Origin of the sequence: Nitrobacter sp. 62-13, assembly GCF_001896955.1 — a bacterium.
GTDB lineage: Bacteria > Pseudomonadota > Alphaproteobacteria > Rhizobiales > Xanthobacteraceae > Nitrobacter.
The window spans coordinates 1-2,687 of record NZ_MKRN01000136.1 but is presented as its reverse complement, the minus strand read 5'-3'; the positions used below and the strand labels follow the sequence as shown (position 1 = coordinate 2,687).

At 58.5% G+C, this 2,687-nt stretch carries 3 protein-coding genes; all 3 read left to right on the top strand.

The window, feature by feature from the left end:
• The coding region (locus tag BGN91_RS10205; protein ID WP_292612794.1) for a molybdopterin dinucleotide binding domain-containing protein at positions 1-1,820 on the top strand (1,820 nt) is incomplete at its 5' end.
• Positions 1,814-2,521: a peptidylprolyl isomerase gene (locus tag BGN91_RS10200; protein ID WP_292612792.1), complete on the top strand. Its 708-nt coding sequence runs from the start codon at positions 1,814-1,816 to the stop codon at positions 2,519-2,521. The genes BGN91_RS10205 and BGN91_RS10200, both read left to right, overlap by 7 nt.
• Before the next feature lie 64 nt (positions 2,522-2,585).
• Positions 2,586-2,687: 4Fe-4S binding protein (locus BGN91_RS10195; RefSeq protein WP_292612796.1), on the top strand; the 102-nt coding region annotated here is incomplete at its 3' end.

Here is a 2,687-nt window from a genome sequence, read left to right as displayed (position 1 = left end):
GGGCCAAGGGTCATGCGATCGACCTTCAGGCGAAGGCGGTGCGTTCGGGTTGGATGCCGTTCACCCCGCACTTCAACCGCAACCCGATCGAGGTTGTAGCTGAAGCCGAACATGCCGGTGCGAAGACGACAGAAGATATCGCGACTTACGTCACCGATCAGGTTAGCAGCAAGAAGTTGAATCTCGCGATCGAAGATCCCGACGCCGAGGAGAACTGGCCGCGGCTGTGGTTCATCTGGCGCGGCAACGCGATCCAGTCGAGCGCCAAGGGGCACGAGTTCTTCCTGCGTCACTACCTCGGTGCGCATGACAACGTGGTCGCCGAGGAGCGTGCGAAAGGCAAGTCGACGAGCGTTAAGTATCACGAAACCGCTCCGCGCGGGAAGTATGACCTCGTTGTCGACATTAACTTCCGTATGAACACGACGGGACTCTACTCTGACATCATCCTGCCGACGGCCTTCTGGTATGAGAAGAACGATCTCAACACGACGGACTTGCACTCGTTCCTGCACGTGCTGGGACAGGCGGTTCCGCCGGTGTGGGAGTCGAAGACGGACTGGGAGGTTTTCAAGCTGATCGCCAAGAAGGTCAGCGAGCTGTCTCCGCTGGCGTTCTCCAAGCCGATGCGTGACGTGGTTCTCCAACCGCTGATGCACGATACTCCCGACGAGTTGGCGCAGCCGGAGATTCTCGACTGGGCCGAGGGCGAGTGCAAGCTGTTGCCGGGCAAGTCCTTCCCGCATGTTCGGGTGGTCGAGCGTGACTACGCCAATTTGTACAACAAGTTCATCTCTTTCGGACCCAAAGCCCGGGAGGAAGGCGTTTCCGCGGTCGGCGTGCAGATCCCGATCAGGAAGCAGTACGACCAGATGCTCGACAATCCCGTCATGCCGATGCCGGATCCGAGGCATATGCGGTGCGTGGAATGGGGCGGCAAACGGTACCCGAGCCTCGAGGACGTGCTCGACGCCTGCAACACCGTGCTGATGTGCGCGCCGGAATCGAACGGTGAGGTCAGCTATCAAGGCTTCCTTAATGAGGAGCATCACGTCGGCCTTCCGCTTGCCGACCTGGCTGAACCTACCCGGAGTGTCTCGTCGACGTTCTACGACCTGACGCGTCAGCCGAGACGAATCCTCACGAGCCCAGTCTGGACGGGTTTGGTTAACGACGGTCGTGCATACTCCGCCTGGTGCATGAACGTGGAGCGTCTGGTGCCGTGGCGGACGCTGACCGGCCGGCAGTCGCTGTACCTCGATCACCAGTGGTACCTCGACTTTGGCGAGCACATCCCGACCTACAAGCCGCGGCTCAACCCGCGCAAGACCGGCGATATCGTGAAGAGCCGGGTGGATGACCGCTCGCTGGTGCTGAACTACATCACGCCGCACGGTAAGTGGAATATTCACTCCACCTACAAAGACAACCATCGCATGTTGATGCTGTCTCGCGGTATGGATCCGGTCTGGATCAACGATCGTGATGCTGAAAAGGTTGGTATCGAGGATAACGATTGGGTCGAGGTCTACAACGACAACGGTGTCGTCGTGACGCGCGCCAACGTGAGCCGTCGAATTCAGCCTGGCACCTGCATGTACTACCACGCGGTGGAGCGTACGGTGTACATTCCGAAGTCGCAGGAGCGGAAGTGGCGTGGCGGCGGGCACAACAGTCTGACGCGTACTCGCATCAATCCGCTGTTCCTGGCCGGTGGTTATGCGCAGTTCACATACGGCTTCAATTACTGGGGCCCGACCGGTATCTTTACGCGCGACACGCACATTGTCCTGCGTAAGATGGAGAAGTTGGAATGGTAGGCGATATCACGACGCACGGTCACGAGCATGATCATAATCATGATCATGATCATGATCATGAACTGGCTCCGGCGCACCTCGGTGCGCCAGAGCGGGTTGGCGTCGGGAAATACGTGACCATTAATTACACCCTGCGTACTAACGGTGCGATCCGTCACATTAGGTCTTCTGTGTGGGGCGATGAGCCGTTGGAGTATCAGCATGGGAGTGGGCGGTTGCTGCCTGCCCTTGAGCGAGCGCTCGAGGGCAGGGTTGCAGGCGAGCGTCTGGACGTGATCCTGCCTCCTGAGGAGGCATACGGGGAGCGAGACAAGGCGTTGCAGCAGCGGGTACCCGTTGAAACGTTTGGCGGTGTTGATCAGATCGAGCCGGGAATGTGTTTTCTCGCGCACAGTGACGATGAGCGTCGTGTCGAGAATGTGATGGTTACTGAGGTCGACGAGGATAACGGGTACGTCGTGGTTGATACGAATCACCCACTCGCCGGCATGACGCTGGAGTTTGAGGTTAGCGTTGTTGCTGTGCGAGATACTCCAACACCTGCGGGACATCGGCAAATCGACCCAACGATGGCCAGCATGGGCGATGGACTCGCGCTGGCTGCTGCGGAAGCAACGATCGCATCGCGGCGCAAGCCGGTGAGCGACGAAGCATCGAAACCATCGGCGCCTAGCACTATTGACGATAGCGGCAACGCGTAAGCGCCAAACGAGAACCGAAAACGAAGCCATAAGAGCAAAGCCATAGGAACGAAGGAGTATAGACATGGACATTCGCGCTCAAGTTTCGATGGTCTTTCACCTGGATAAGTGCATCGGCTGTCATACCTGCAGCATCGCGTGCAAGAACATCTGGACCGATCGCAAG